The sequence below is a fragment of the Pelobacter propionicus DSM 2379 genome (genome assembly GCF_000015045.1).
Taxonomy (GTDB): domain Bacteria; phylum Desulfobacterota; class Desulfuromonadia; order Geobacterales; family Pseudopelobacteraceae; genus Pseudopelobacter; species Pseudopelobacter propionicus.
In genome coordinates this window covers 728,581-752,583 of the sequence record NC_008609.1, presented here as the reverse complement: position 1 = coordinate 752,583, position 24,003 = coordinate 728,581, and the positions used below count along the sequence as shown (strand labels likewise).

Below are 24,003 nucleotides of genomic sequence, written 5' to 3'. Positions count from 1 at the left end.
CGTCATTCTCCCTTCAACTGAAAGGCGACCTTGAGCACCACCTGGTATTCGGAGACCTTGCCATCATCACCGATATGGCCCCTGATATCCTGCACCTCGAACCATGAGAGTTTGTCCAAGGAGGCACGCGCCTTGGTCACGGCCGTTTCAATGGCGGCCTCGATACTGATCTTGGAAACGCCGATAATCTCGACTTTCTTGTAAATCCTGTCCGCACCGTACATGGTGGTCTCCTCTCGTACCGAAAATAGTTTAACCTGTGCTAACAGTAGCACAGGTGCGGCCGGCCGCAACCTCCGTCGACAGCGACGCTCCTACCCGGCCGCGAAGACCATCTCGTTCATCTCGTTGTCGACCTCCCTGGTCAAACAGTCCAGCGCCCCATCCTCCATGGTCAGCATGTCATGGAGGGAGAGGGTCCTGAAGATGTCAACGTCGCGGCCAATGGAGTTGTAGGTGGTGGTATAGAACGAGAGCCGCTTCTCCCCGGAAAGTCCCATCTCCCGCAACCGCGCCACCCCCTTCCGGATCAGCCTCAACTTGTCATGCAGGTCGCGCAGGTCCTTCACGCTCCAGACTCCCATGACCACCGGACTGGTGAGGTTCTTGAAGTCGCCACTGAACTCTCCCCTCAGCAGCTGATCGCGGCCGCGGCCAAGGTAGGGAACGAAATCAAGATGCTCGGCAAAACGCCGGTCGGTGGCAAAAAACCTCCCGTTATCCGGATCCATGGTAAAGATCATGGTGCGGTCGATGGCCTGGCCGTAGCTCTGCAGCAGTTCGTCCTTGTACTCGTCAAAGGAGAGGTTCTGCATGATCCAGGTCTCGTTCCGGCTAATACGCCTCATCATCCCCATCAGCCAGGATCTGATTACCTCGTCATCGATGCGGCATTGACGCAGCTCGGCCTTGAACTGCTCGAAACTCCTCCCCCCGTAGCGGTACAGCAGGATGTTCTGGAAAATGTCGCGCACATTGTTGTACCTGCTGAACTGGTACAGCAGCTTGTAGCTGAACAGCTCCATCTGCCTGAGCTGCCAGATGAAGCGGGAAATCTCCGGCCTGCCGCTCTCCCGGGTAACACCGATACTCTGGGTGGTTTTGATGAACCTGACGTAACGCGACCCCAGGCTGGTCAAAAGCGCAGCATCCTTCTGGTTGTTCTTTTTCAGGGCGATGGTCCAGCGGGTGAACTCCTGCACCTTGCTCTCCACATGGATGCTGTCGGGACCGAAGGTGGAAAAGATCTGCCGTGTGCCGAGCCCCTCGCCCACCGTCCCCTGCTTGGTGGTTTTCCCCACGAACAGCGGGAGCATGTCGCTCCCCTTTTTCAGTTTTTCCCGCTCGATGCCGACCCCGTTATCCTGGATGATCAGGAGCACCGCGTCGTCCTGTTCCCGCAGGGTGAACTCGATGATCCCCCGCCTGCCGGAGACCCTGATGGCGTCCAGGGAGTTGGAAACGAGGTTGATCAGGGCACGGCTGTAATTCATGTAATTGCCCATGACGGCGGAGATTCTGGATTCCAGGTTCAGGCGAATCTGGCAGGGAAAACTGGCCGCCTCGACAAAGGGAATCACCCGCTCGATGATCAGCTCCTTGATGGAAACCTTGTGGGAAACCCTGATCTTGTCCTCATAGGTATTGAGGGTGTTCACCAGCGCGGTGGTTTCCCGGTTTATGTCCTCGGTGACCTTGTTGAAGTTGTCCACCGAGAGCATGGAGGCCATGTCGAAGAGCACCTTCAGGGACTTCTTGGCGTCATGGCGCACCTTGCCCAGTTCCTCCACGACGGAGTAGTCCTTGTTCTTGGTCAGCGCGATGGCTTCCCGGATCGTCCCGGCAGTGGCGGACATGCGGTGGAAACGCATCTTGCGGTAGACTATCAGTTCCTCGATCACCAGCCCCTTGCTCTGGAAGAACTCGATGGAGCTGATCAGTTTCTCCCAGACGAACAGGTAGATGCGGGCATCTTCGTCAACACTGTTGGCCAGGTATTCCAGGAAGGCCGAACCGATCCCCTTTCCCCTGCCGAAAGGGCTGGTCACCTGTTCGTAGATATGGAGCTTCCTGCTGTCGGGGGTGGCGTAGACCAGCAGGTAGCCAAGCAGTTCCCCCTCCTCATCCCAGACCAGGCTGTGTTCGTAGTCGATATCGATGGTCCTGTCCAGGATATAGGGGGAGGGGATCACCAGGGAGTCGATATTCAGGAGCGTGCTCTGACGTATCGCCTTCTCATACTCCTGGTTCAAGCTCCTGATGTAGGGAAAATTGCTGTTCTGCCACCGCATAGTCTGCCTTTGCCCCCTGTCGCCGGATCGGCTGCGTCCGACTGCCTGCTCGCTCTTCCGTGATTTCAGAGGATGTTGCGGATCACGTCCGTCAGGATGGACAGCGAGTACGGTTTCTGAATGAAACCGGCCAACCCCTTGCCCACGAACTTCTGGGTGACCTCATATTCGTTATAGCCGCTGGACATGATCACCTTGACCGCCGGATCGATGCGGCGCATCTCGCGAAAGGTCTCCTCACCGCTCATGTGCGGCATGGTCAGGTCCAGTACGACAAAGGTGATCCCGCCCGGGTCTCGGCGAAACAGTTCCACCGCCTCGCGGCCATCCTGGGCGGTCACAACATCAAATCCCAGTTCCGTGAGCATGTCCGTGCCGATGGTGCGAATGATCTCCTCGTCGTCCACCAGCAGCACAAGGCCATCTCCCCGCCAATGGGCAGGGGCAAGCGGTTCGTGGAGTCGCTCCACGGGGCGCTGGCTGGCCGGGAGCAGGATCTTGAAGGAGCTCCCCCTGCCCGGCTCGCTGTAGATCTTGATAGCCCCGTGGTGGCCGCGGACAATACCGAGGATGGCGGCCATGCCCAGGCCGCGGCCGGTAAACTTGGTGGTAAAAAAGGGGTCGAAAATCCGCTCCATGGTCTCACGGCTCATGCCGCAGCCGGTATCCGCCACTTCCAGATAGACGTAGAATCCCTCGCTCAGACTCTGGTCCAGCCAGGTCTCGCGCAGGTACCTCTGGTCGCATTCCATGCTGCCGGTGGCTATGGAGATGACGCCATCCCTGTCGCCGATGGCCTCGGAGGCATTGATGGCCAGATTCATGACAACCTGCCGGATCTGGGTCGCATCGGCCTCGATGGCGGGCAGCTCCGGGGCCAGGTGATAGCGGAGGGTGGCCCGCTTGGAGATGGAGACGTGCAGCATGCTGGTCATCTCCTCCACCACCTGGTTCAGGTTCAGGGCCTCGACGACAAAACGCCCCTTGCCCGAGTACGCCAGCATCTGGCGGGCCAGGTCGGCCGCCTTGTCGGCCGCTTTCTCGATCTGCCGCAGGTGATGCACCGCCGGAGAGTCCGGGCTGAGACGCATCAAGGCCAGGCTGGCATTCCCGGTTATGGCCAGCAGTATATTATTGAAATCATGGGCGATGCCGCCCGCCAGAACCCCAAGGCTCTCCAGCTTCTGCACGTGGAGCATCTGCTGCTCCAGCTTGCGGCGCTGTTCCTCGGCCTGTTTCAGTTCGGTCATATCGGCAACGATCGCTACGATGGAAACCAGAACACCATCCGTATCCTCATAGCGGCGACTGCTGACATGTCCCCAGAAATCGCTCCCATCCGCACGGATGTAGTGCCGCTCGGTGTTGGTGGAACCGATCCCTCCGCTGACAAGACGCTGAATCTCATGCTCTGCGGCCTCGCACTGCTCAGAGTGTACGTGGGATAGGTAGGAGGTTCCAACCAGTTCCCCCAGGGAGTAGCCGAACAGCTCGGCCATACGCTGGTTGGCAAAGCTGATCGCGCCGGAGGGGGATGTCATGATGATCCCGGCCGGGCTGGCTTCAAAGATCACCCGCAGCCGGTTTTCGCTCTCCACCAAGGCCCTGGTTGCCTTCTGCTGCTGGAGCCTGGCGTAGAGCACCGGCGCGGCATGTTCGGCTATGGATTGCAGCGCCCGCAGCTCCTCGTCGGTATAGTCGGTGGATTTGTTGGCCACGATAAACAGGCCAATGGCGTTCCCCTGGTACACCAGCGGCACACAGAGACAGCGCTGGATGGGGACATGCCCCTCCGGTACCGTGAACGGTTGGTTCACGCGGCGCGACTCGCCGTCCCTCAGGCTTGCACCCCAGATGCTGTCACCCCAGGATAATTCGGGAAAGACAGTGCTCTTGTGGTTCATCTGACACTCGCTCCAGATCTCCTTGGTCATCGAGGGACAGACCATGGAACCGTTTTCGTCAATGTAACCGAAAATACCGTAGGGGCTGGCCATGACGTCAAGGACAACCTTGAGCACGGAATCGAACATATCCTCGTCATCGAGGCTGGTGAGAAAGATTCTGGATATCCTGTTGAAAGTTGTGTTGGTGTACTCCGATCGCCGCAACGCTTCGGCAACATCTCTCCGTTCGCTGATGTCGCGCACCGCAACGATGATGAACTCCCCCCCCCCGATCAGCGCCTTGCGCATGGTGCACTCTACCCAGAACAGGCTCCCGTCCTTTCTCCTGCAGCGCCACTCGAATGTGAGCGGCGACGCGTCATCGGCGGCACGGCGGAGCCATTGCAACGCGTCGGTCTGGGAATAGGGCGCCTCCCCCTGGCTGATGTCACCGACCTGAAGCCGGACCATTTCGTCGCGATCATAGCCGAACATCCTGAACACCGATTCATTGGCATCCACAATGGCGCCGCTACCTGCGTCATGAATGAAGATCGCGTCCGACATGTTGTTGAAGATGGAGACGAAGCGCTCTTCGCTCTTCACCAGTTCCCGGTTGTACTCCGCCATGCGCGAGAGATAGCGCGCGATCAGGAAGTAGAGCAGGCCTGAGGTGAGAGCGATGAACAGAATCCCCTTGTAAACGGAGAGGCGGGTGATGACGAGGGGATCATGTATCAGCCATCCCACAACCGTATCGGAGAGGTAGATCCAGAGGGAACCGAACAGGGCGTAGATGGCGACGATGCGAATTCTCTCCAGGAGCCCGTTATATCGGGATGGTATCTTCATCAGAATCTCCGCATAACCAGAAAAAGCCTCTTCAAAACAGCATGCAAAACACTTCCATGTGCATGCCATAATTTGACATTTATAAAGCAAAAGCAATTATATTCTTCCGGACCTCTCCGCAGGATGCCACCGGTGCGACCATGCAAGCGGAACGACTGCCCTATTGTAACAATCCAGGGGGAAAATGCATGCGCATGAAACGTGAATACCACGTCAGGGAGAGAGCCAGGAAGAGGGCGAAGACGCCGGATAGACGCAGCGCAGCGTCAAATAGGCTTGCTACCGGCCGAAGTTTTGGAGTAATGTTCTGCTCAGGCGAGCGTTTGACTCAGCTCCGCCGGTTTTAGAATACACATATGGGATGTGCATCCATGGATATCAAAGGTTTCCGCTTCTCGGCCGTTGAAGCCGCCATCAAAAAGCCGGGGCGCAAGGATCTGGCCCTGATCTTCTCCGAAGTTCCCGCCAGCGCCTGCGCCGTTTTCACCGTCAATGCCGTCAAGGCCGCGCCGGTGCTGCTCTCCATGGAGCATATCAAAGGCGGCAGCGCCCAGGCGGTGGTTGTCAACAGCGGCAACGCCAATGCCTGCACCGGTGATGCGGGAATGATCGTGGCTCGCGAGACAGCCAACCTGGTCGCCCAGGGCCTGGGCATCTCCGACCAGGCGGTCCAGGTCTCGTCCACCGGCGTCATCGGGGTACCCATGCCGATGAAACGCATCCGGGACGCGATCCCTCCCCTCATCGAAGGGCTCTCTAGCGGCACGCTGGATGACGTTGCCCAGGCAATCATGACCACCGACACCTTCCCCAAGATGGAGGCCCGCGAAGCAGAGGTCCGTGGCACAAGCTACACGGTGGCCGGTATTGCCAAGGGTTCCGGTATGATCATGCCCAACATGGCCACCATGCTGTCCTATATCATCAGCGATGCAGCCGTAGAACCGGCCTTCCAGGAAAGGGCCTTCCGGAAAGCGGTGGCCCAATCCTTCAACGCCATCACCGTTGACGGCGACATGTCCACCAACGACACCTGTCTGCTCATGGCCAACGGCATGGCGGACAACGACCTCATCAGGGAGGGAACAGCGGAGGGAGACGCCTTCGAGGCACTTCTCAACGACGTGCTCCTCTCCCTGGCGAAGCAGATCGCCAGGGACGGCGAGGGCGCCACCAAGTTCGTGGAGGTGCGCGTCAGCGGTGCCCGCGGCGACGACGACGCCAGACTGGCGGCCCGGGCCATTGCCAATTCCTGCCTGGTAAAAACCGCATTCTACGGCCAGGATGCCAACTGGGGACGCATCTTTGCGGCTGTCGGCTACTCCGGCGCCGAGGTGGATCAGTCGCTGCTCTCACTCAGCTTCGATGGCGTCCTCATGGCACGCAACGGCATCTTCGCTGGCGGGGATGCCGAGCAGCGCGGCACCGAGGTACTCAGGAAGCGAGAGTTCACCGTCAGCGTTGACCTGGGCCTGGGCAACGGCAGCGCCACGGTCTACACGTCTGATCTTTCCCACGATTATGTCAGCATCAACGCGGATTATCGCACCTGACCCTGCCGTAGAGAGTCTCATCTCCTTCAGAAGCTCCCTCTCGAGGGGGCTTTTTTAACGTCCTTTGAACAGCCGCGGAGGCCAGCCGTGCGCGCCGTATGCATTTTTTTCACAACAATCATCCTCATCTCATGGGCCTTAATCATCTCCGCCTCCGACGATCTCCCACTTGCCGGGCACGCAACCACCATCGACGACCTCCTTGAGCAGGCCATATCACAGGGCCTGATCGCCGGCGGCGTGGTGGTAGTCGGCAACCACGCCGGCGTGCTCCACAGCACGGCGCGGGGACGCATCCCGGTTACTGCGAACAGGGCTCAACTGGATGACGCAACACTCTTCGACCTGGCCTCGCTGACAAAGGTGCTGGCCACCACGCCGGCGGTCATGAAACTGCTGGAAGAGGGGCGCATCTCCCTGATGGACCCGTTGACCCGCTGGTTTCCCGAATTCGAAGGGTCAGGGCGAGAGGACATCACCATCCTCAACCTGATGACCCACACATCGGGCCTCCACGACATCACCATCCCCAGCGCGGTTCCCATTGCCACCGTCATCAGGGAGGTGGCGACCCAGAAAACCTGGCGCCAGCCGGGACAGCACTTTCTCTATGCCGACATCAACTTCATCCTGCTGGGGGAACTGGTGCAACGGGTTTCCGGCTCGCGCCTGGACGTTTTCTGCGTCCAGCACATCTATGCTCCGCTGGGCCTCCATGAAACCATGTTCCTCCCACCGCCCCAGCTGTCGACTTCCGTTGCACCTACCCTGACGAACGCGCAACAGTTCGTCAGCGGGGTTGTGCAGGATACCAATGCGCGCAACCTGGGTGGCGTTGCCGGGCATGCGGGACTTTTCGGCTCGGCATACGACATGGCCCGCTTTGCCCGCCTCATACTCTGCGGTGGCATCCTGGACGGCCATCGGATTTTCTCAGAGCGCACCGTGGCACAGATGACAGCCCCCTACTTCTACAGTAACGGCAGGGTCGTGCGCGGCCTGGGCTGGGACATCACCTCTCCCTATTCAACCCCCCGGGGGAGTTATTTCTCCGAGATGTCCTTTGGCCACACCGGCTACAGCGGTTCATCGCTCTGGATCGATCCCCAGCGGGACCTGTTCGCGATCGTCCTGACAATACGCCTTGACTACCGGAATATACGGCTGTTCAATCGCCTGCGCGGGGATATCTCCACGCTCGCCGTAGCCGCATTCCACGATGCCACACCCGCGCATGCCAACGGGGTACGGCAGCCCGGCCGATGAACAGCGAAAACTTGACACTCCTGTGGTGGTATGTTAGGTATTTTACTCGTTTATCACATTTACGCAGCCATTAATCAGGGGAGGGGCCGATGAGCACCAAGATTCTCCTTGCAGATGACAGCATCACGATCCAGAAGGTGATCGGCATCATTTTCGGGTCTGAAGAGTATGCCCTCACCGTTGTGGACAATGGCAAGGCAGCCCTTGACAGGGCGCTTGAAGTCATTCCCGACATCCTGCTGATCGACGCCCTGATGCCTGGCATGTCAGGCTATGAGGTATGCCAACGTGTCCGCGAGATCCCCGAACTGGCCGCCAAGCCAATCCTGCTTCTGACCGGCTCCTTCGAACCGTTCGACGAGACAAAGGCGCGGGAATGCGGCGCCGACGACTTCATCGCAAAGCCGTTTGAATCCCAGCAGATCATCAACAAGGTCACCGAACTGTGCGAGCGGAGCGCATTGCGTTCCTTCGAACCACTTGAGACACCGCCGCAGACGGCATCCCTCCTTCAAGAAACGGCACCCTTCTCCCCCGCCTCAGCAGAGGAGAGCATCGTTCCCCCCAATAACATCTGGGACGCCTTTACCACGTCTCCCGAAGAGGCGGCAACGCCCCCCCTGGTCGGACTCGAGCAGACGTCTTTTGCAGTGCCGGAACCGGAACCGATCGCCTCTCCCTGGGTTCCCATCGACGAAAAGAGCTTTCAGTTTGAAGAGGAAACCGCGGCCGACGTGACCACCACGACCTATGGCGAGCCGTCCCCGGTAAACGAGTTTTCCTTCGCCGACACGCCCTTCACCGAACCTGCCGCATCGGTTGCCGAGCCTGCCATAGCGCCCGAGATCCCCGCTGTTTCGGCCAGCACTGCCCCTGCGGATGCGCAGCATCCGGCAACGGCGACAGCAGTGACAGAAGAGCAGGTGCGGGCAGCCATCGCGTCCATGTCGAAAGAGGTCATCGAGCGGATCGTCTGGGAGATCGTCCCGGACCTGGCGGAAACGATGATACGAGAGGCGATCCAGAGGATCAGGGAGGGAGTCCACGATTCCTGAACCAGGCAAGCATCCGTAGCCTGAGGGGGGTGTTTACGCATCCCCCTTTTTTTAGCCGTTATGCGGGACACGAGACCGGCATTGGCGGAGAGAATGCGGCATCGGTTTTTCGAAATCCGACCGACCCACACGGATTGAAGAGGCAGAGATGATAAAAAAAGCCATTGCGCGCATTGTCGAACAGAAGGATCTGACGGAGGGGGAGATGATCGAGGTCATGGGACAGATCATGACCGGTGAAGCCACCCCGGCGCAGATCGGCGCCTTTATCACCGCCCTGCGCATGAAAGGCGAGACAATCGATGAGATCACCGGCGCCGCCAGGGTCATGAGGGAGCACGCCACACGCATCCGCGCCGGTAAGGACCTGCTGGATATCGATCGCGACGACATCAATATCGACCGGGAAACCATACTGGACGTGGTGGGAACCGGAGGGGACGGAACCAATACATTCAACGTTTCCACCACTGTGGCCTTCGTTGTTTCCGCCTGCGGCGTGAAGGTAGCCAAGCACGGTAACCGCTCAGTCTCCTCCCTGTGCGGCAGTGCTGACGTGCTGGAAAAGTTGGGAGTCAACCTGGATATTACGCCGGAAACCGTCGAACAGTGCATCACCAAAATCGGCATCGGCTTCCTCTTCGCCCCGGCCTTGCACGGAGCCATGCGTTATGCCATCGGCCCCCGCCGCGAGATCGGCATCCGTACGATATTCAACATCCTGGGCCCCCTGACCAATCCGGCAGGCGCCGATTGCCAGGTCATGGGTGTCTACCGTCCCGGCCTGGTGGAAAAACTGGCCGGCGTGCTGCACAGGCTCGGCTGCCGGCACGGTTTCGTGGTACACGGCATGGACGGCATGGATGAAATCACCACCACGACCGAGACCCTGATTGCCGAGGTAACCACCAGCGGCGTCAGTATATGCACCATACACCCGGAGGAACTGGGTTTTAGCCGCTGTTCGATGGATGAGTTGCGCGGTGGAGACGCGACAGCCAACGCGGACATCGTCAGATCCGTCCTGCAGGGCGTTGCCGGCCCCCGGCGTGATATCGTCCTGATCAACGCCGCCTATGCGCTGGTTGCCGCCGACAGGGCGGCAACTCCAGAGCAGGCCATCGCCCTGGCTGCCGAGGCCATCGACAGCGGCCGGGCCATGGAGCAGCTGAGGAAATTGATCCAGATAACGAAGGACTGAGCAGCAACTGGGGATATGAGCATGAACAACACACCGGACACATTGAAAAAGATCGTTGCCCACAAGTACGAGGAACTGCGGGACCTCAAGGCGCACACTGCTCTGGGCGAACTCCGTGTACGGGCCAGGGACATGGCGCCGACACACGGATTCGAGGCAGCCCTGCGGCGCAAGAAAGGGCAAGGGCAGACCGCAATAATCGCCGAAGTAAAAAAGGGCTCGCCCAGCAGGGGGCTGATCAGGGCCGATTTCGACCCGCTGGAGATCGCGCGCATCTACGAGACAAACGGAGCCACCTGCCTGTCCGTTCTGACTGACCAGCATTTTTTCATGGGCCGTCTGGAGAATCTAACCAGGATCCGTGGCGAGGTCGACCTGCCACTCCTACGCAAGGATTTCATTCTGGACCCCTTCCAGATATACGAGGCCCGCTGCGCCGGGGCAGACGCTATCCTGCTGATCACCGCTATCCTCGAACTGCCCCAGATGATCGACTACATTACACTGGCACGGGATCTGTCATTGGACATCCTGCTGGAGGTCCATGACGAGCGAGAGTTGGATGTCGCCCTACGCACCGACTGCACCCTGATCGGCGTCAACAACCGTAATCTGCGCACGTTCACGACTGATCTTGCCACCACCGGACGCCTTGCCAGCATGCTGCCGCCAGAACACCTGCTGGTGGCGGAGAGCGGCATTTCCACCCGGGCGGACATTGAGCGCCTCGCGGCCGATGGCGCCGACGCCTTCCTGATCGGCGAGTCACTGATGCGCGAGACGGACATCGGCTCCCAGTTGCGCATACTGCTGGGCAACCGTTAGCCAATGACCATCAGGCAGGAGAGCTACTTTTTGACATCTATTCCGTAGCTCTTTATTTTCCTGTGCAGGTTGCTCCGCTTCAATTCGATGGTCTCGGCGGTGCGCGAGATATTCCAGTCGTTCTCCTCCAGCTTCCTGACAATGAAATCCCGTTCGAACTCCTCGCGCGCCTCCCGCAACGTGCCGGGCGCAGCAGCCTGGAGCATCTCCTCATTCGCCAAAATTCGCGCCTGATCACCAAACAGCCCGGAGAGATCCTCCGCCGCTATCATCCTGCCGGGGACCATGATCAGGACGCGCTCGACGATGTTCTGGAGCTCGCGTACGTTTCCGGGCCAGTCCAATCGGGCAAGCAGCGCCATGGCTTGCGGAGAAAACGTCTTCTGCTCGCGCCCCTCGCGGCGATTGAACTGCTCGACGAAGTGCGGCACCAGAAGCGCGATGTCCTCTCTCCTCTCCCGCAGGGGAGGAACAACCAACGGAATGACGTTGAGGAGGTAGAAGAGGTCCTCGCGGAAGCGACTGTTGCGCACCTCATCGGCAATGTCCCTGCTGCTGGCGGCGATCACCCGCACATCCGCCGGCACTGACCGGTTTCCGCCTACCCGCTGGAAGCAGTGCTCTTGAATGACGCCCAGGATTCGTGACTGTGTCGCCAGCGACATATCACCGATCTCGTCCAGAAACAGTGTGCCGCCATCGGCAAGATCGATCTTCCCCTTCTTCTGGGACGGCGCCCCCCCGAGGGCACCTTTCTCATGACCGAACAACTCATTCTGGATCAGCTCTTCGGGGATGGCAGCGCAGTTGATGGCAACAAACGGCCGAGCACAACGTTTGCTGTAGTAGTGGATTGAGCGGGCAACCCGTTCCTTGCCGCTGCCATTCTCGCCGTTTACCAGGACGCATAACGATGTCGGAGCAACACGCATGACCTGATCCCGCAAGCAGACCATGGCCGGGCTCTCGCCGATCAGCTCGTATTCATAGCCAGCCACGCGCCTGAGCTCTTCGTTTTCAACCCGCAACTCCCCCATGCGCAGGGCATTGTTTACGGTGATCAGCACCTTGTCCAGGGAAAGCGGCTTCTCGATGAAGTCGAAAGCCCCCAGCTTGGTTGCCCTGACCGCAGTCTCGATCGTTCCATGACCGGAGATCATGATGACCGTCAGGTGCGGAAACAATTGCTTCAGCTTTTCCAGCGTTTCCAGACCGTCCAGCCCGGGCATCCAGATATCCAGCAGAACGATATCAGGGATTTCATGGCACACGTTCTCCAACGCCTCAACGCCACTGGCAGCGCAGGACACCAGAAAGCCCTCATCCTCCAGAATTCCTGTCAGCGAGGTCCGGATATCATTCTCATCATCCACCACAAGTATTAATTTCGACATATGCTCCTCTCTTTTGCACGGCCAGAGACCGGCCCGTCCCACTCTTACCCTGGTCAGCGCAGCTCACTCAGGCAGCGGGAAGTTCAACGACGAAGCAGGCTCCATGGGGATCATTGTCCCTGATACGCACAAACCCGTTGTGATCGGACACGACGCTGTTGACGATAGCCAGGCCGAGGCCAGTCCCGGTCTTCTTAGTTGAGAAATAAGGTTCGAACAGGCGAGGCTTGTCCTCGGCAGGTATACCCGGACCGGTATCGACAACAACGAACGAGGCCAGCCTCAGTTCAGCGTCGTAGTTAGAGACTATCCTGACCGTCCCCTGTCCATCCATGGCAGCAACGGCATTCTCCAGCAGATTGATGACAACGCGCTTGATCTGGCTGCGGTCAATTTTCAGAAACGGCAGCCTGCTATCGGGCTTGAAATCGAACTGCACATCGCGATGTGCCTGCTGGTACAGTGTCAGCGCCTCACGAATGATATCGTTCAGGTCGTTGGGCTCCGGTTGTATGGCGGGCATGCGGGCAAAGTTGGAAAACTCGTTCACCAGATTCTTAAGATCATCCACCGACTTTATTATCATTTCCGTACATTCGTCAAAGACCTTTTCATCGTCGCTGAAGCGCGAAAGGTAGCGTTTCCGAAGCCGCTGGGCGGAAAGCTGTATCGGGGTGAGCGGATTCTTTATCTCATGGGCTATGCGCCTGGCAACCTCCCGCCAAGCGGCCATGCGCTGCACCTTCATGACCTGGGTCAGGTCGTCCAGCACCAGCACGGTGCCCACAAAGCTTCCATTTTCATCGCGCAACATATTCAGATGCAGATGCAGTGCCAGCCGGTTCCCATTTACATCGAGAACGATCTGCCGGTTTATGGTGTCTTGCTTTGACAGGAGCAGGTCGCGCAGTATGTCCTTAACGATATCGAGGTGGGCATCCTGCAGCAACTCTCGAAAATTGCGCCCCACAACCGCGCCATTTGAGATGCTGAGCAGTTTCTCCGCTGACTTATTAATGGTGGTAATGCACCCTTCCCTGTCAATGGAGATTACACCCGCGGCAACATTGCGAAGCACGATCTCCATGTAACGCCGCCGCTGATCCAGTTCCAGGTTGATCTTGGTCAATTCATGGTTTACCGCGTTTAAGGTCTGCTGCTTAGTACGCAAGTCAGTGGTCATGCGATTGAACGAAGTGACAAGCATGCCGATTTCGTCCAGCGAGGCACTTTCTATCTGTACGTCGAGATTGCCCTCCGCAACAGCACGGGTTGCCTCAAGCAGTTCCTGTACCGGCTTTGACATACTGTTGGCCAGATACACGGCTATCCAATAGGCTAGGAACACAATAACTACAGTAATCAAGAAGAGCGTGACGATATAACCGGTGCGTATCGGGTTCTTCATAATTTTCAGCTGTCGGAACTCGTGGTACGACTCGGTGATTTCCTTCATTTTATTGACCAGCGAATAGGGTACGTAATAATTGACCACCACCGCCCCAACCACATCACGATCATTCCAGGTTGAATATATCGGCACTATTCCCCGTATCAGATCAGCCTTGCCGACCGGGTTAATCCTGGTCAATTCATTACCTGACAGCGCACGAACGATATCATCCGAAGCAGGGTTGGTAAACTCTCCCCTGGGAACCAGAGGGTTTGTGGCGCGAACTAGTTCCTCCTGCTGGGCAGAGTAGACCTCGACGACACCGAGATTATATTCCTTCTGCTTCTGCCTGATTAGCGCTTCAAGCTTGGGCAGATTTTCCTGGTTAAGCAGTTTCGAGGAGCGGATGATGGCGCTGATCTGACGTCCGTAGTAAATCGTGTTGGACGCCGAGTTCTTGTAATAGGTCTGGGCAACCTCCAAAGACTCGCTAAGCGACGTTTCAACCTGGGTGTTAAACCAGTTATGTACAGTATTGTTGATAAAACCAGCCGCAGCGAAGAAAAGCAACAAGGTCGGCACCAAGGACAGACCCACAAACGATACGACCAGCTTCGTTCTCAGGCGTGTAGCAACAGGATTGGAGCGGTTCTCCAATAGCAGTTTGACTACATTACGGCTTACCAGATACACCAGCAGAATTACCAACAACACCACAACATTGATGATGCCGAAGATCATGATGTTGCTGCCCATTGATGTATCTGCGCTTAACTGGGTAAGGCGTATTTCCGCGGATGTTAGAAAGAGAATCAACAGCAAAGCAACAACAATAACGATTGCTTCACGGGCACGTTTTTTGCGCTCATTGATTGACAGTTTGTATCCCATGCTCCGTTACATAGTCCTCAGGTAATGGTCAGACGCTTCGATTGTCATCCTGTTCCTTATGAAACACACAATCACATTCAGAGCGGACAGACAGCAGCGTCCACTCCTAACCGCTTCAAACTACCACAAACAGTGCATGATGAAAACGCGATTGTAGCATTTTTGCTTCAATTGCCTTATAAATCGTATGTGCTATAAAGACGAAAATCTCGGCATCCAGCTCCCAGGGAGAAGTCACCATGAAGATCATTCAGACTTCGGGTCTCAAGGACCTCGAACATAAGACCACAAAAACCGGAAATCTAAAACGTTCGTCAACAAGGACCTTCACAACTGAGTTGGCCCAAAAGGAAAATGAATACAATGACTATAAGCGGGAAGTTGATGAGTTGAAGCAAGAAATAGACGAAGCAGGGGATAGGCTGGAGCGGGAACCGAATTTAGATAATTTACACAGATTCCGTAATTTATTGGGACAGATTGCGAAGCGAATAAGCGCGGAAGCCTATCGTTTGAATAAAATCAATGGTACGCCCCAAAACCCACGCTATTACGAGATAATAACGGTTATCAATGTAGAGGCAGACCAACTTTACAAATTGCTGCTTGACGAGCAACGCAACCATATGGCAATTACGGAAAAAATAATTGGGATCAAGGGACTCGTCGTCGACCTTACAACGTGAATAGCGTAATCAACGTATCACTCACGGTCTGTTCAAGCGGCTAAAACGAAAAGAGGCTAGTGTATGCACTTGCCTCTTTTCGTTCAAATATGAACTTACTTTATTCGAATGGTACGATCACAAATACGGGTCCCACCAAACTACATTAAGCGCGGGATGCCTTAGGGGTGAATTCTTCCTCCACCAACTCAATGATAGACATGGGAGCAGCGTCACCATTACGAGAGCCTACCTTGATGATTCTGGTATACCCGCCAGCACGCTCTTTGTATCGAGGTGCTATGGTGGAAAAGAGTTTGGTAACAACGGATTTTTCACGAATGAATGCAGCTGCAATACGGGTAGAGTGAAGATCTCCGCGCTTACCAAGTGTTATCATCTTCTCAGCCACTGACCTGATTTCCTTTGCCTTGGCATCGGTAGTCGTAATCTTCTCGTGCGCAAAAAGCGAAGTTACCATATTTCTGAACATGGCCTCACGATGACTCGTTTTTCTTCCAAGACGCCTTCCTGATTTTAAATGCCGCATATATCGGTTCCTTTCTCAAAATACGCTTAAATAAAAGGATTTATTCTTCTTCGTTCTGCTCTCCACGCAAGCGACGTAACATATCAGGCTCGGGAAAAGAGTCAAGCTTCATACCAAACGTAAGTCCCATATCACTCAAAATATCTTTGATTTCGTTCAGAGACTTACGACCGAAATTCTGTGTTTTTAACATTTCAGCCTCAGTCTTAGAAACGAGTTCGCCAATAAGTTTGATACCGGCGTTCTTAAGGCAATTGGCTGATCGTACAGAAAGTTCAAGTTCCTCAACCGTACGGTAGAGATTCTCGTTTATCTTATCTATTTCATCCTGTGACTCTTCAGGAGCCTGAGGCTCAGCTTCTTCATCAAAATTAATGAAAATAGATAACTGCTCTTTCATAATTTTTGCGGAATAGGCCAGAGCATCATCAGGCTTGACACTTCCATCCGTCCAAATCTCTAAGGTCAGTTTGTCATAGTCTGTCATTTGACCAACACGAGCGTTGGAAATGGTAAAATTAACTTTCTTGATCGGAGAAAATATCGAGTCAATGGGAATTGTACCAACCGGGGCTTTTTCATCGCGGTTTTTATCAGCCGAGACATAACCCTTACCCATCTTGACAGTCATATCCATTTCAAAATGAGCATCTTTGCCGCATGTTGCAATATGGTGTTCGGGATTCATTATCTCAACGTTATGACCGACGACAAAGTCGCCAGCTTTTACGACACCCTCACCGGTATGGACTACACGTATAGTAGCCTGAACAACAGAGTGAAGCTTCAGACGAACGCCCTTAAGATTAAGAATGATATCTGTAACATCTTCAGTAACACCTTGGATGGCACTGAATTCGTGCAAAACACCCTTTATACGAACTGAAGTAATTGCGGAACCCTGAAGTGAAGAAAGAAGTATTCTCCGCAAAGAATTTCCCAAAGTTGTAGCAAAACCACGTTCAAAAGGTTCTGCAAAAAATTTACCGTATGTATCTGAAAGCGACTCTTTTTCAAACTGTAATTGCTTAGGTCTGATAAGATCGCGCCAGTTTTTATACATTACTACCTCCTCCGGAGATTACGCCCGGTGCTGGGAGTTACTGAAAACACTCGTATTCAGTCAGCATTACTTATTTTGAATAGAGTTCGACGACCAGTTGCTCCTGTATGGGGGTAGTCACATCCTCACGTACAGGCAAAGCTTTCAGATTTCCCTTGAAGGCATCACGATCAAGTTCCAGCCACTGCGGTATTCCGCGACGGGCCACTGCGTCAAGAGCATCATTAATCGAGACAATCTTCCTGCTCTTTTCGCGCAACTCTATTACGTCACCAACTCTTGTTTGTATCGAGGGGATATCTACTTTCTTGCCATTAAGTGTGAAATGACCGTGGCGCACGAGTTGGCGTGACTCAGAGCGCGAAGAGGCAAAACCAAGTCGATAAACAACATTATCGAGTCTACGTTCAAGAAGCGAAAGAAGGTTCTCGCCAGTCACACCCTTCATACGATCAGCTTCTGCGAAGTAACCGCGGAACTGATTCTCCATCAATCCATAGATTCGGCGTACTTTCTGCTTTTCACGCAACTGTATGCCGTAAGCAGAGTTCTTAGTACGGCCCTGACCATGTTGTCCAGGAGGGTAGTTACGACGCTTTATGGCACATTTATCCGTATAGCATCTGTCACCCTTCAAAAATAATTCCATATTTTCTCTTCTGCACAGACGGCAGGATGGACCTGTATACCGAGCCAATGAAAACCTCCTTAAATGGTTAGGCTATTATTATACTCTTCTCTTCTTAGGCGGACGGCATCCATTATGAGGAATGGGCGTCACATCTTTTATAAAGCTTATATTGAAGCCAGCCGCCTGAAGCGCACGCAAAGCAGATTCTCTACCAGAACCCGGCCCTTTTACATAGACCTCCACATTTCGCAAGCCATGTTCCTGGGCCTTTTTCGCGCAATCCTCAGCTGCTACTTGAGCAGCAAAAGGGGTACTCTTGCGAGATCCCTTGAACCCCTTGGCCCCTGAAGTGGACCATGCAAGGACATTACCGGCGGTATCGGCAATAGTTATCATGGTATTGTTAAAAGTCGCATGAATATGTGCCACACCATTAGTTACATTTTTACGTTCTCTTTTTTTACGTACAACTTTCTTAGCTGGACTCGCCATTCTATTCTCCAGGACTAAATTATATTATTTCTTCTTACCAGCAACGGTACGAGCAGGTCCCTTCCGAGTACGAGCGTTTGTTTTTGTACGCTGTCCCCTCACCGGAAGCCCTTTTCTATGACGCAAACCACGATAGCAACCTAAATCCATGAGACGCTTGATATTCATGGATATTTCTCTGCGCAGATCGCCTTCGACTTTAATGTTTCTATCGATTTCGTCACGCAGATGAGACACATCCGCTTCGGTCAGATTGTCGGTACGTGTGTTCGGATCAACGTTCGTCGCCTCAAGAATCTTTTCCGCTGTAGAATTGCCGATTCCATAAATATAGGTCAGGGCAATTACTATCCGCTTGTTTTTTGGTAAGTCAATACCAGCAATTCGTGCCAATTGATCTCCTCCTTATCTACTCAACCCTGACGCTGGGAATGTTTAGGGATATCGCAAATAACGCGTACAACACCCTTACGTTTAATTATCTTACACTTGTCACACACTTTTTTTACAGAAGCACGCACTTTCATCTCTACTCCCCTTCACGCTTAAACAAGCCGAGTTAAAATATCAGGTCCATTATCCGTAATCGCTACGGTGTGCTCAAAATGCGCAGACATACCACCATCCAAGGTAACAACCGTCCAACCATCATCGAGGATTTTCACTTCATGCGATTTTTCGTTTATCATTGGCTCAATAGCAAAGACCATACCCGCTTTGAGCTTTACCCCTTTTGCAGGCGCACCATAATTAGGGATCTGAGGTTCCTCGTGTAACCCTCTACCGATACCATGCCCCACAAAGTCGCGAACCACGGAAAAACCCCGTTTCTCAACGTAATCCTGTATGGCATGCGAAATATCAGTAAGACGGTTACCAGGGATAGCCTTCTCAATACCACGATATAAAGACTGCTCCGTTGTCGCAATAAGCGATTTCACCTTTTCACTAACAATTCCGACAGGAAGCGTTACTGCTGCGTCTCCGTAGAAATCATCATAAAGAACCCCAAAATCAAGGCTTAAGATGTCACCATCCCGAAGAGGCTCCCGATTTGGCACTCCATGCACCACCTGCTGATTAGGTGAACAGCACAGAGCACTAGGATAATTACAATAACCTTTAAAAGCCGGCTTGGCTTTGTTTTTCAGAGTGTGTTTCAAAGCGATATCTTCAAGATCGCAAGTCGATACACCCGGCCTTACAGCTTCTTTCAGCATCTCAAGGACTTCGGCAACCAATCTGCAAGCTACTCTCATCCGTTCAATCTCACGGAGAGATTTAAGCACAATCACTAGAGCAACCTTCCAACACCTTCCGAATCTGCAATTGTATCTGTTCTACAGGCAGACTACCGTCAACAGCCCTCAAAAGTCCTTTTTGTGCATAAAACGCTTTCAGAGGTGATGTCTGCTTTTCGTATACACTCAACCGGTTACATATGGACTCAGGGTGGTCGTCTCCCCTCTGAACCAAGTCCGCACCACAGAAATCGCAAACTCCCGCCTTTCTGGGTGGAGCAAAAAGCACATGAAAACCTTTACCACAAGAAGGACAAGTACGACGACCAGACAAGCGTCGAGTAATTTCGTCATTTGACACTTCAAGAGAAATAACATGATCAGTTTGTTTTCCTAAGCATGCAAGGATTTCAATCAATGCCTCAGCTTGAGGTATTGTCCGAGGAAAACCGTCCAGCACAAAACCAGTACCACAATCTTCACAAGATAGCCTATCAGCGACTATACCGAGTACGATTTCATCAGAAACAAGACCGCCCGCATCCATTATCTCCTTGGCCTTAAGACCAAGCGGAGTACAATTCTTTACTGCAGCACGCAGCATATCACCGGTAGATATTTGAGGAATCCCAAATCGTTCTACAACATACTGAGCCTGAGTGCCTTTACCAGCCCCCGGAGGGCCAAAAAGTATTACGTTCATTACCTTCTTCCTCGAATTCGAACACCCTTCATAAAACCTTCATAGCTTCGCGTAATCAAATGAGATTCTATCTGCGAAACAGTATCCATCCCAACGCCAATAGCGATAAGAAGACCCGTACCACCAAAGTAAAATGGTAGATTAAACTTACCAATTAGGATGGACGGAAGGACACACACTACTGAAATATATATTGCTCCGGCGAAGGTCAACTTAGTCAGCACCGAATCCATGAAATCAGATGTCTCTTTTCCAGGCCGAATACCTGGTATATACCCACCATGTTTTTTTATATTTTCAGCGACATCCACAGGATTGAATGTCACAGCCGTGTAGAAATAGCAAAAAAAGACTATAAAGGCAACGAAAAAAACATTATAGGCCCAGTGCCCCGGCATGAGACTCTTTGCAATGTTTTGTACCCACGGTACATTAATAAAATTGGCTATAGTCGCGGGGAACATAATAATCGAAGACGCGAAAATGGGAGGAATTACACCAGCCATGTTGACCTTCAACGGCAAGTGAGATGATTGCGCATTGTATGTCTTAAGACCTGTAACCCTTTTTGCGTAATGGATTGGCAATCGCCTCTGACCACGTTCAACGAACACAATTCCAGCAATCACAGCGAACATAAACGCAACGATGAAGAGAATAACAAAAAGCGAAAGCTGTCCAGCTCCCAGCAGCTTCCATGTATTCCCGAGAGCAGTAGGAATCCGCACGACTATGCCGGCAAATATGATCAGGGAAATTCCGTTACCAATCCCCCTTTCTGACATCTGTTCGCCCAACCACATGATGAACGCAGTCCCAGCTGTTAGCGTCAGAACCGTCATCAAACGAAAAGACCATCCAGGAGTGGGTACGACTAACTCTCCTGCGGGACCGCGCATACTTTCAAGCCCTACGGCAATACCAAGCCCCTGAACGATACTCAGTACTATGGTTCCATATCGCGTATACTGAATGATCTTCTTGCGTCCCGACTCGCCTTCTTTCGACAACTTCTCTATTGCAGGAACAACAACAGTCAACAGCTGAAAAATAATCGATGAAGAGATATAAGGCATTATTCCAAGAGCAAATACGGAAAGCCTCTCTAACGCGCCACCTGAAAACATATCAAACAGACCAAGCAGCGTTCCCTGGGCCTGTTTAAAAAAATGTGACAATGCCATGCGGTCTATACCAGGGGTAGGAATATGGCACCCTATCCGATAGACCGCGAGCATTGCCAGAGAAAACAAAACTCTCTTTTTTAGCTCTGGAATCCTAAAAATATTCCTTAGTGCATCGAGCACTAGACCGTCTCCTCAACTGTTCCGCCAGCAGCAAGGATTTTATCCTTTGCTGACTGACTGAATTTAGAGGCAGAAACGCGAAGTGATTTAGCAAGATCTCCGTTACCGAGAATCTTGACAGCACAAGCTGTAGATTTAACAAGACCCATGGCAACAAGAGACTCAGTATCGACAGATGAGTTTGCTTCGAATGCATCGAGTTGCTTAAGATTTACGATTGCATATTCAACTCTGCTGAGCGGAGTGAAGCCACGTTTCGGCAAACGACGTTGCAAGGGCATCTGACCACCTTCAAAACCGGCTTTGATACTACCGCCTGAGCGTGCCTTTTGTCCCTTGTGCCCTTTTGTGGCAGTCTTTCCGTGCCCGGACCCAGGCCCGCGACCAATCCTCTTGCCTTGTTTAACTGAACCCAATGCAGGTTTGAGAGTATTCAAATCCATTCAATCCACCTTTACTAAGCAATATGAAGCATATGGCTAATTTTATTAATCATACCCCTAATTTCAGGAGTATCAGAACGGACAACCGTCGTGTTAAGCTTTTTCAATCCCAAGCCAGCAACAACATTTCGTTGCTGTTTAGGCGTACCTATAAGACTTTTTACCAGTGTGATCTTCAAAGTGTTGCTCATAATAAATACACCTCATATTATTCAGTAATACCGCGGCGAGCAGCCAGCTCTTCAGGAGACTTAAGACGTTGAAGTCCAGCAAAAGCAGCCTTTACCACATTGTGGGGATTGTTAGAACCCAAACACTTAGAAAGAATATTATTAATACCAGCAGCCTCGAATATTGCACGGGCTGCTCCTCCAGCGATAACACCAGTACCGGCGGAAGCAGGCTTCATCAGCAGGCGTCCCGCCCCGAACTTGCCTTCAATCTCGAAGGGAATCGTTTGATTTTGATTTACTGGAACCTTGATGAGATTCTTCTTTGCCTGCTCAACCCCTTTTCGAATAGCCTCCGGAACTTCATTAGCTTTCCCAAGGCCGTAACCAACATATCCACAACCATCGCCTACTACAATCAGAGCAGAAAAACTGAAACGTCTGCCGCCTTTTACCACCTTTGCAACACGGCTGATATGCACGACGCGATCAGTCAAGTTCAAATCTGCTGGATTCACTCTACTCAATTGAAACCTCCTAAATCTAGTTAGAAAAGAAGACCTGACTCACGTGCAGCATCTGCAAGTGCTTTAATTCTTCCGTGATACAGAAAACCATTACGATCAAATACCACAGCAGTTATATTTTTTTCTTTGGCAAGACCGGCAATTTCCTTACCAACATGAACTGCAGCTGCGATGTTTCCAGTATATGAAAGAGATTCTGCACTAGTAGAAAGAGTTGAGCATGAAGCAAGAGTAATCCCTGCAGTATCATCGATCAACTGTGCGTAGATATGGCGTGCGCTCTTGAAAACGTTCAATCGAGGACGCTGAGCAGTACCCACTATTTTTTTGCGTACCCTAACTTTACGTTTAATTCTCGTGATTAGTTTTTGTGCCGTTCTTGCCACAGCTTTCTCCTTATAAAGACTATTTCTTGCCTGTCTTACCGGCTTTTCTCAGGATAGTCTCGTCAGCATATTTAACACCCTTACCTTTATAGGGTTCAGGCGGCCTGAATGACCGAATCTTTGCAGCGGTTTCCCCTACAAGTTCCTTATCAAAACCCTTAACCACCACTTTGGTCAGTTTATCAACTTCTATAGTAACCCCAGCGGGTATCGTGAAAACAACAGGATGAGAGTAGCCAAGACTCAAAACAAGTTCACTTCCCTTGACTTCAGCACGATATCCTACACCATTAATTTCAAGGCTCTTCTGAAAACCTTTGGTAACACCGTTCACCATATTACTGACTAATGTACGCGTAAGGCCGTGAGCTGACCTTGCAGTTCCTGACTCGTCATTTCGCATTACAATTATACATGAGTCTGTAATCTCTAAATTTACACAGGGCATGATCCGACGCGATAATTTTCCTAATGGACCTTGAACCGACAGTATAGAATCAGAAAAAGCAAGCTTTACATCCTTGGATATATCTATGGGAAGTTTCCCTATTCTCGACATTGCTTCGTGCTCCTTGAATGTATGATTACCAAACAGTACAGATGATTTCACCGCCCAAACCAGCCTTACGAGCAGCACTGTCGGTGATTATTCCTTTGGAGGTTGATAGAATAACAACACCAAGTCCTGATTTAACTGTCGGGACTTCGTCAGCTTTAACATACACCCTACCGCCCGGTTTACTGATGCGCTTGATTTCGTTGATGACACCATCCTTATCATCAATATACTTCAAGTAAACACGCAGTATGCCCTGCAGATTATCGGATATCACCTTATAATTCTTAATATATCCTTCTTGCTTTAGAACTGAAGCAATATTTACTTTCATGGTTGAAGACGGAATGTCAACTTTCTGGTGCTTAACCATGTTAGCATTTCTAATTCTTGTAAGCATATCGGCAATAGGATCTGTCATAGACATCGTACATGTACTCCTGTCAATTTCTTCTTTTGGTGTTGATTACCAGCTCGATTTAATAACGCCAGGAATCTGTCCTATAGATGCATACTTACGAAGACAAATCCTGCACATTCTAAATTTGCGGTAAAAAGCTTTAGGTCTGCCGCAAACTTCGCAACGATTATGTTGTTGGACTTTAAATTTTGGTTTACGTTGAGATTTGATTATCATTGAAACTTTTGCCACGGAATCCTCC

Annotated in this window: 26 protein-coding genes and 1 pseudogene; 6 read left to right on the top strand and 21 right to left on the bottom strand. The window is 52.6% G+C overall.

Annotation, left to right across the window (positions count from 1 at the left end; translation table 11 throughout):
- Positions 1 to 2 precede the first annotated feature (2 nt).
- The 3 genes from PPRO_RS03515 to PPRO_RS19280 all read right to left on the bottom strand — a co-directional run bounded on the left by PPRO_RS03515 (position 3) and on the right by PPRO_RS19280 (position 5,029).
- Entirely contained in the window at positions 3 to 224 is a 222-nt protein-coding gene (locus PPRO_RS03515; protein WP_011734661.1) for a dodecin, read from the bottom strand.
- Positions 225 to 314: 90 nt separating this feature from the next.
- Positions 315 to 2,252 (bottom strand): GNAT family N-acetyltransferase, encoded by a 1,938-nt coding sequence (locus PPRO_RS03510; protein WP_232286685.1) that lies wholly within the window; start codon positions 2,250 to 2,252, stop codon positions 315 to 317.
- Between the two features lie 104 nt (positions 2,253 to 2,356).
- A complete protein-coding gene (locus PPRO_RS19280) occupies positions 2,357 to 5,029 on the bottom strand; it encodes a hybrid sensor histidine kinase/response regulator (RefSeq protein ID WP_011734659.1) in 2,673 nt (890 codons plus the stop codon).
- A 371-nt stretch (positions 5,030 to 5,400) separates the two neighbouring features.
- Between PPRO_RS19280 and argJ the strand changes: the two genes are divergently transcribed.
- The 5 genes from argJ (at position 5,401) to trpC (ending at position 10,929) form a co-directional block, all read left to right on the top strand.
- Complete coding sequence (gene argJ, locus PPRO_RS03500; protein WP_011734658.1) at positions 5,401 to 6,582, top strand: bifunctional glutamate N-acetyltransferase/amino-acid acetyltransferase ArgJ; 1,182 nt, start codon at positions 5,401 to 5,403, stop codon at positions 6,580 to 6,582.
- Between the two features lie 87 nt (positions 6,583 to 6,669).
- Positions 6,670 to 7,848 carry a serine hydrolase domain-containing protein gene (locus PPRO_RS03495; RefSeq protein ID WP_011734657.1) on the top strand — a complete coding sequence of 393 codons (1,179 nt, stop codon included), beginning with the start codon at positions 6,670 to 6,672 and terminating at the stop codon, positions 7,846 to 7,848.
- Between the two features lie 89 nt (positions 7,849 to 7,937).
- The gene (locus PPRO_RS03490; protein ID WP_011734656.1) at positions 7,938 to 8,903 is read left to right on the top strand and encodes a response regulator; all 966 of its coding nucleotides are present in this window, start codon (positions 7,938 to 7,940) and stop codon (positions 8,901 to 8,903) included.
- A gap of 148 nt (positions 8,904 to 9,051) precedes the next feature.
- Positions 9,052 to 10,104, top strand: coding sequence for an anthranilate phosphoribosyltransferase (gene trpD, locus PPRO_RS03485; protein WP_011734655.1), 1,053 nt, complete (start codon positions 9,052 to 9,054; stop codon positions 10,102 to 10,104).
- Positions 10,105 to 10,125: 21 nt separating this feature from the next.
- Positions 10,126 to 10,929: an indole-3-glycerol phosphate synthase TrpC gene (gene trpC / locus PPRO_RS03480; RefSeq protein WP_011734654.1), complete on the top strand. Its 804-nt coding sequence runs from the start codon at positions 10,126 to 10,128 to the stop codon at positions 10,927 to 10,929.
- A gap of 23 nt (positions 10,930 to 10,952) precedes the next feature.
- On the opposite strand, the gene PPRO_RS03475 is transcribed toward trpC, so the two are convergent.
- Positions 10,953 to 12,323, bottom strand: coding sequence for a sigma-54-dependent transcriptional regulator (locus PPRO_RS03475; protein ID WP_011734653.1), 1,371 nt, complete (start codon positions 12,321 to 12,323; stop codon positions 10,953 to 10,955).
- Positions 12,324 to 12,390: 67 nt separating this feature from the next.
- Positions 12,391 to 14,607 carry a sensor histidine kinase gene (locus PPRO_RS03470; RefSeq protein ID WP_011734652.1) on the bottom strand — a complete coding sequence of 739 codons (2,217 nt, stop codon included), beginning with the start codon at positions 14,605 to 14,607 and terminating at the stop codon, positions 12,391 to 12,393.
- A gap of 239 nt (positions 14,608 to 14,846) precedes the next feature.
- Between PPRO_RS03470 and PPRO_RS03465 the strand changes: the two genes are divergently transcribed.
- On the top strand, positions 14,847 to 15,293 hold the full coding sequence (locus tag PPRO_RS03465; RefSeq protein WP_011734651.1) for a YaaR family protein: 447 nt from the start codon (positions 14,847 to 14,849) through the stop codon (positions 15,291 to 15,293).
- 148 nt (positions 15,294 to 15,441) lie between these two features.
- Here the strand turns inward: PPRO_RS03465 and rplQ are convergent.
- From rplQ to PPRO_RS20030, 16 genes and pseudogenes are all read right to left on the bottom strand, one after another.
- Positions 15,442 to 15,822 (bottom strand): annotated as a pseudogene (gene rplQ / locus PPRO_RS03460) (50S ribosomal protein L17); the annotation flags it as partial.
- Positions 15,823 to 15,862: 40 nt separating this feature from the next.
- Positions 15,863 to 16,885, bottom strand: a complete 1,023-nt coding sequence (locus tag PPRO_RS03455) for a DNA-directed RNA polymerase subunit alpha (protein WP_011734649.1) — start codon at positions 16,883 to 16,885, stop codon at positions 15,863 to 15,865.
- A gap of 70 nt (positions 16,886 to 16,955) precedes the next feature.
- The gene (rpsD, locus tag PPRO_RS03450) at positions 16,956 to 17,582 is read right to left on the bottom strand and encodes a 30S ribosomal protein S4 (RefSeq protein ID WP_011734648.1); all 627 of its coding nucleotides are present in this window, start codon (positions 17,580 to 17,582) and stop codon (positions 16,956 to 16,958) included.
- A 30-nt stretch (positions 17,583 to 17,612) separates the two neighbouring features.
- Positions 17,613 to 18,008, bottom strand: a complete 396-nt coding sequence (gene rpsK / locus PPRO_RS03445; RefSeq protein WP_011734647.1) for a 30S ribosomal protein S11 — start codon at positions 18,006 to 18,008, stop codon at positions 17,613 to 17,615.
- Positions 18,009 to 18,032: 24 nt separating this feature from the next.
- The gene (gene rpsM / locus PPRO_RS03440) at positions 18,033 to 18,401 is read right to left on the bottom strand and encodes a 30S ribosomal protein S13 (RefSeq protein WP_011734646.1); all 369 of its coding nucleotides are present in this window, start codon (positions 18,399 to 18,401) and stop codon (positions 18,033 to 18,035) included.
- Positions 18,402 to 18,421: 20 nt separating this feature from the next.
- Complete coding sequence (gene rpmJ / locus PPRO_RS20045; protein ID WP_083761174.1) at positions 18,422 to 18,535, bottom strand: 50S ribosomal protein L36; 114 nt, start codon at positions 18,533 to 18,535, stop codon at positions 18,422 to 18,424.
- Between the two features lie 18 nt (positions 18,536 to 18,553).
- Positions 18,554 to 19,303: a type I methionyl aminopeptidase gene (map, locus tag PPRO_RS03435; protein WP_011734645.1), complete on the bottom strand. Its 750-nt coding sequence runs from the start codon at positions 19,301 to 19,303 to the stop codon at positions 18,554 to 18,556.
- Positions 19,290 to 19,952, bottom strand: coding sequence for an adenylate kinase (locus PPRO_RS20040; protein WP_011734644.1), 663 nt, complete (start codon positions 19,950 to 19,952; stop codon positions 19,290 to 19,292). Before PPRO_RS20040 ends, map begins: the two co-directional genes overlap by 14 nt.
- The gene (gene secY, locus PPRO_RS03430) at positions 19,952 to 21,259 is read right to left on the bottom strand and encodes a preprotein translocase subunit SecY (RefSeq protein WP_011734643.1); all 1,308 of its coding nucleotides are present in this window, start codon (positions 21,257 to 21,259) and stop codon (positions 19,952 to 19,954) included. The genes PPRO_RS20040 and secY overlap by 1 nt, the downstream gene beginning before the upstream one ends.
- On the bottom strand, positions 21,259 to 21,702 hold the full coding sequence (rplO, locus tag PPRO_RS03425) for a 50S ribosomal protein L15 (RefSeq protein ID WP_011734642.1): 444 nt from the start codon (positions 21,700 to 21,702) through the stop codon (positions 21,259 to 21,261). The genes secY and rplO overlap by 1 nt, the downstream gene beginning before the upstream one ends.
- Positions 21,703 to 21,716: 14 nt before the next feature.
- Positions 21,717 to 21,893: a 50S ribosomal protein L30 gene (gene rpmD / locus PPRO_RS20035; RefSeq protein ID WP_011734641.1), complete on the bottom strand. Its 177-nt coding sequence runs from the start codon at positions 21,891 to 21,893 to the stop codon at positions 21,717 to 21,719.
- Between the two features lie 17 nt (positions 21,894 to 21,910).
- Positions 21,911 to 22,399 carry a 30S ribosomal protein S5 gene (rpsE, locus tag PPRO_RS03420; protein ID WP_011734640.1) on the bottom strand — a complete coding sequence of 163 codons (489 nt, stop codon included), beginning with the start codon at positions 22,397 to 22,399 and terminating at the stop codon, positions 21,911 to 21,913.
- Between the two features lie 20 nt (positions 22,400 to 22,419).
- The gene (gene rplR, locus PPRO_RS03415; RefSeq protein WP_011734639.1) at positions 22,420 to 22,785 is read right to left on the bottom strand and encodes a 50S ribosomal protein L18; all 366 of its coding nucleotides are present in this window, start codon (positions 22,783 to 22,785) and stop codon (positions 22,420 to 22,422) included.
- 19 nt (positions 22,786 to 22,804) lie between these two features.
- A complete protein-coding gene (gene rplF / locus PPRO_RS03410; protein ID WP_011734638.1) occupies positions 22,805 to 23,344 on the bottom strand; it encodes a 50S ribosomal protein L6 in 540 nt (179 codons plus the stop codon).
- Positions 23,345 to 23,369: 25 nt separating this feature from the next.
- On the bottom strand, positions 23,370 to 23,768 hold the full coding sequence (gene rpsH / locus PPRO_RS03405) for a 30S ribosomal protein S8 (protein WP_011734637.1): 399 nt from the start codon (positions 23,766 to 23,768) through the stop codon (positions 23,370 to 23,372).
- 39 nt (positions 23,769 to 23,807) lie between these two features.
- A complete protein-coding gene (locus PPRO_RS20030) occupies positions 23,808 to 23,993 on the bottom strand; it encodes a type Z 30S ribosomal protein S14 (protein WP_011734636.1) in 186 nt (61 codons plus the stop codon).
- Positions 23,994 to 24,003 lie beyond the last annotated feature (10 nt).

Bases quoted from the DNA above. Each gene is read 5' to 3' on its own strand.
- PPRO_RS03515 (WP_011734661.1), bottom strand. From the start codon at position 224: ATGTACGGTGCGGACAGGATTTACAAGAAAGTCGAGATTATCGGCGTT.
- PPRO_RS19280 (WP_011734659.1), bottom strand. From the start codon at position 5,029: ATGAAGATACCATCCCGATATAACGGGCTCCTGGAGAGAATTCGCATC.
- argJ (WP_011734658.1), top strand. From the start codon at position 5,401: ATGGATATCAAAGGTTTCCGCTTCTCGGCCGTTGAAGCCGCCATCAAA.
- PPRO_RS03490 (WP_011734656.1), top strand. From the start codon at position 7,938: ATGAGCACCAAGATTCTCCTTGCAGATGACAGCATCACGATCCAGAAG.
- trpD (WP_011734655.1), top strand. From the start codon at position 9,052: ATGATAAAAAAAGCCATTGCGCGCATTGTCGAACAGAAGGATCTGACG.
- trpC (WP_011734654.1), top strand. From the start codon at position 10,126: ATGAACAACACACCGGACACATTGAAAAAGATCGTTGCCCACAAGTAC.
- PPRO_RS03475 (WP_011734653.1), bottom strand. From the start codon at position 12,323: ATGTCGAAATTAATACTTGTGGTGGATGATGAGAATGATATCCGGACC.
- PPRO_RS03470 (WP_011734652.1), bottom strand. From the start codon at position 14,607: ATGGGATACAAACTGTCAATCAATGAGCGCAAAAAACGTGCCCGTGAA.
- PPRO_RS03465 (WP_011734651.1), top strand. From the start codon at position 14,847: ATGAAGATCATTCAGACTTCGGGTCTCAAGGACCTCGAACATAAGACC.
- PPRO_RS03455 (WP_011734649.1), bottom strand. From the start codon at position 16,885: ATGTATAAAAACTGGCGCGATCTTATCAGACCTAAGCAATTACAGTTT.
- rpsK (WP_011734647.1), bottom strand. From the start codon at position 18,008: ATGGCGAGTCCAGCTAAGAAAGTTGTACGTAAAAAAAGAGAACGTAAA.
- rpmJ (WP_083761174.1), bottom strand. From the start codon at position 18,535: ATGAAAGTGCGTGCTTCTGTAAAAAAAGTGTGTGACAAGTGTAAGATA.
- PPRO_RS20040 (WP_011734644.1), bottom strand. From the start codon at position 19,952: ATGAACGTAATACTTTTTGGCCCTCCGGGGGCTGGTAAAGGCACTCAG.
- rplO (WP_011734642.1), bottom strand. From the start codon at position 21,702: ATGGATTTGAATACTCTCAAACCTGCATTGGGTTCAGTTAAACAAGGC.
- rpmD (WP_011734641.1), bottom strand. From the start codon at position 21,893: ATGAGCAACACTTTGAAGATCACACTGGTAAAAAGTCTTATAGGTACG.
- rplF (WP_011734638.1), bottom strand. From the start codon at position 23,344: ATGTCGAGAATAGGGAAACTTCCCATAGATATATCCAAGGATGTAAAG.
- rpsH (WP_011734637.1), bottom strand. From the start codon at position 23,768: ATGTCTATGACAGATCCTATTGCCGATATGCTTACAAGAATTAGAAAT.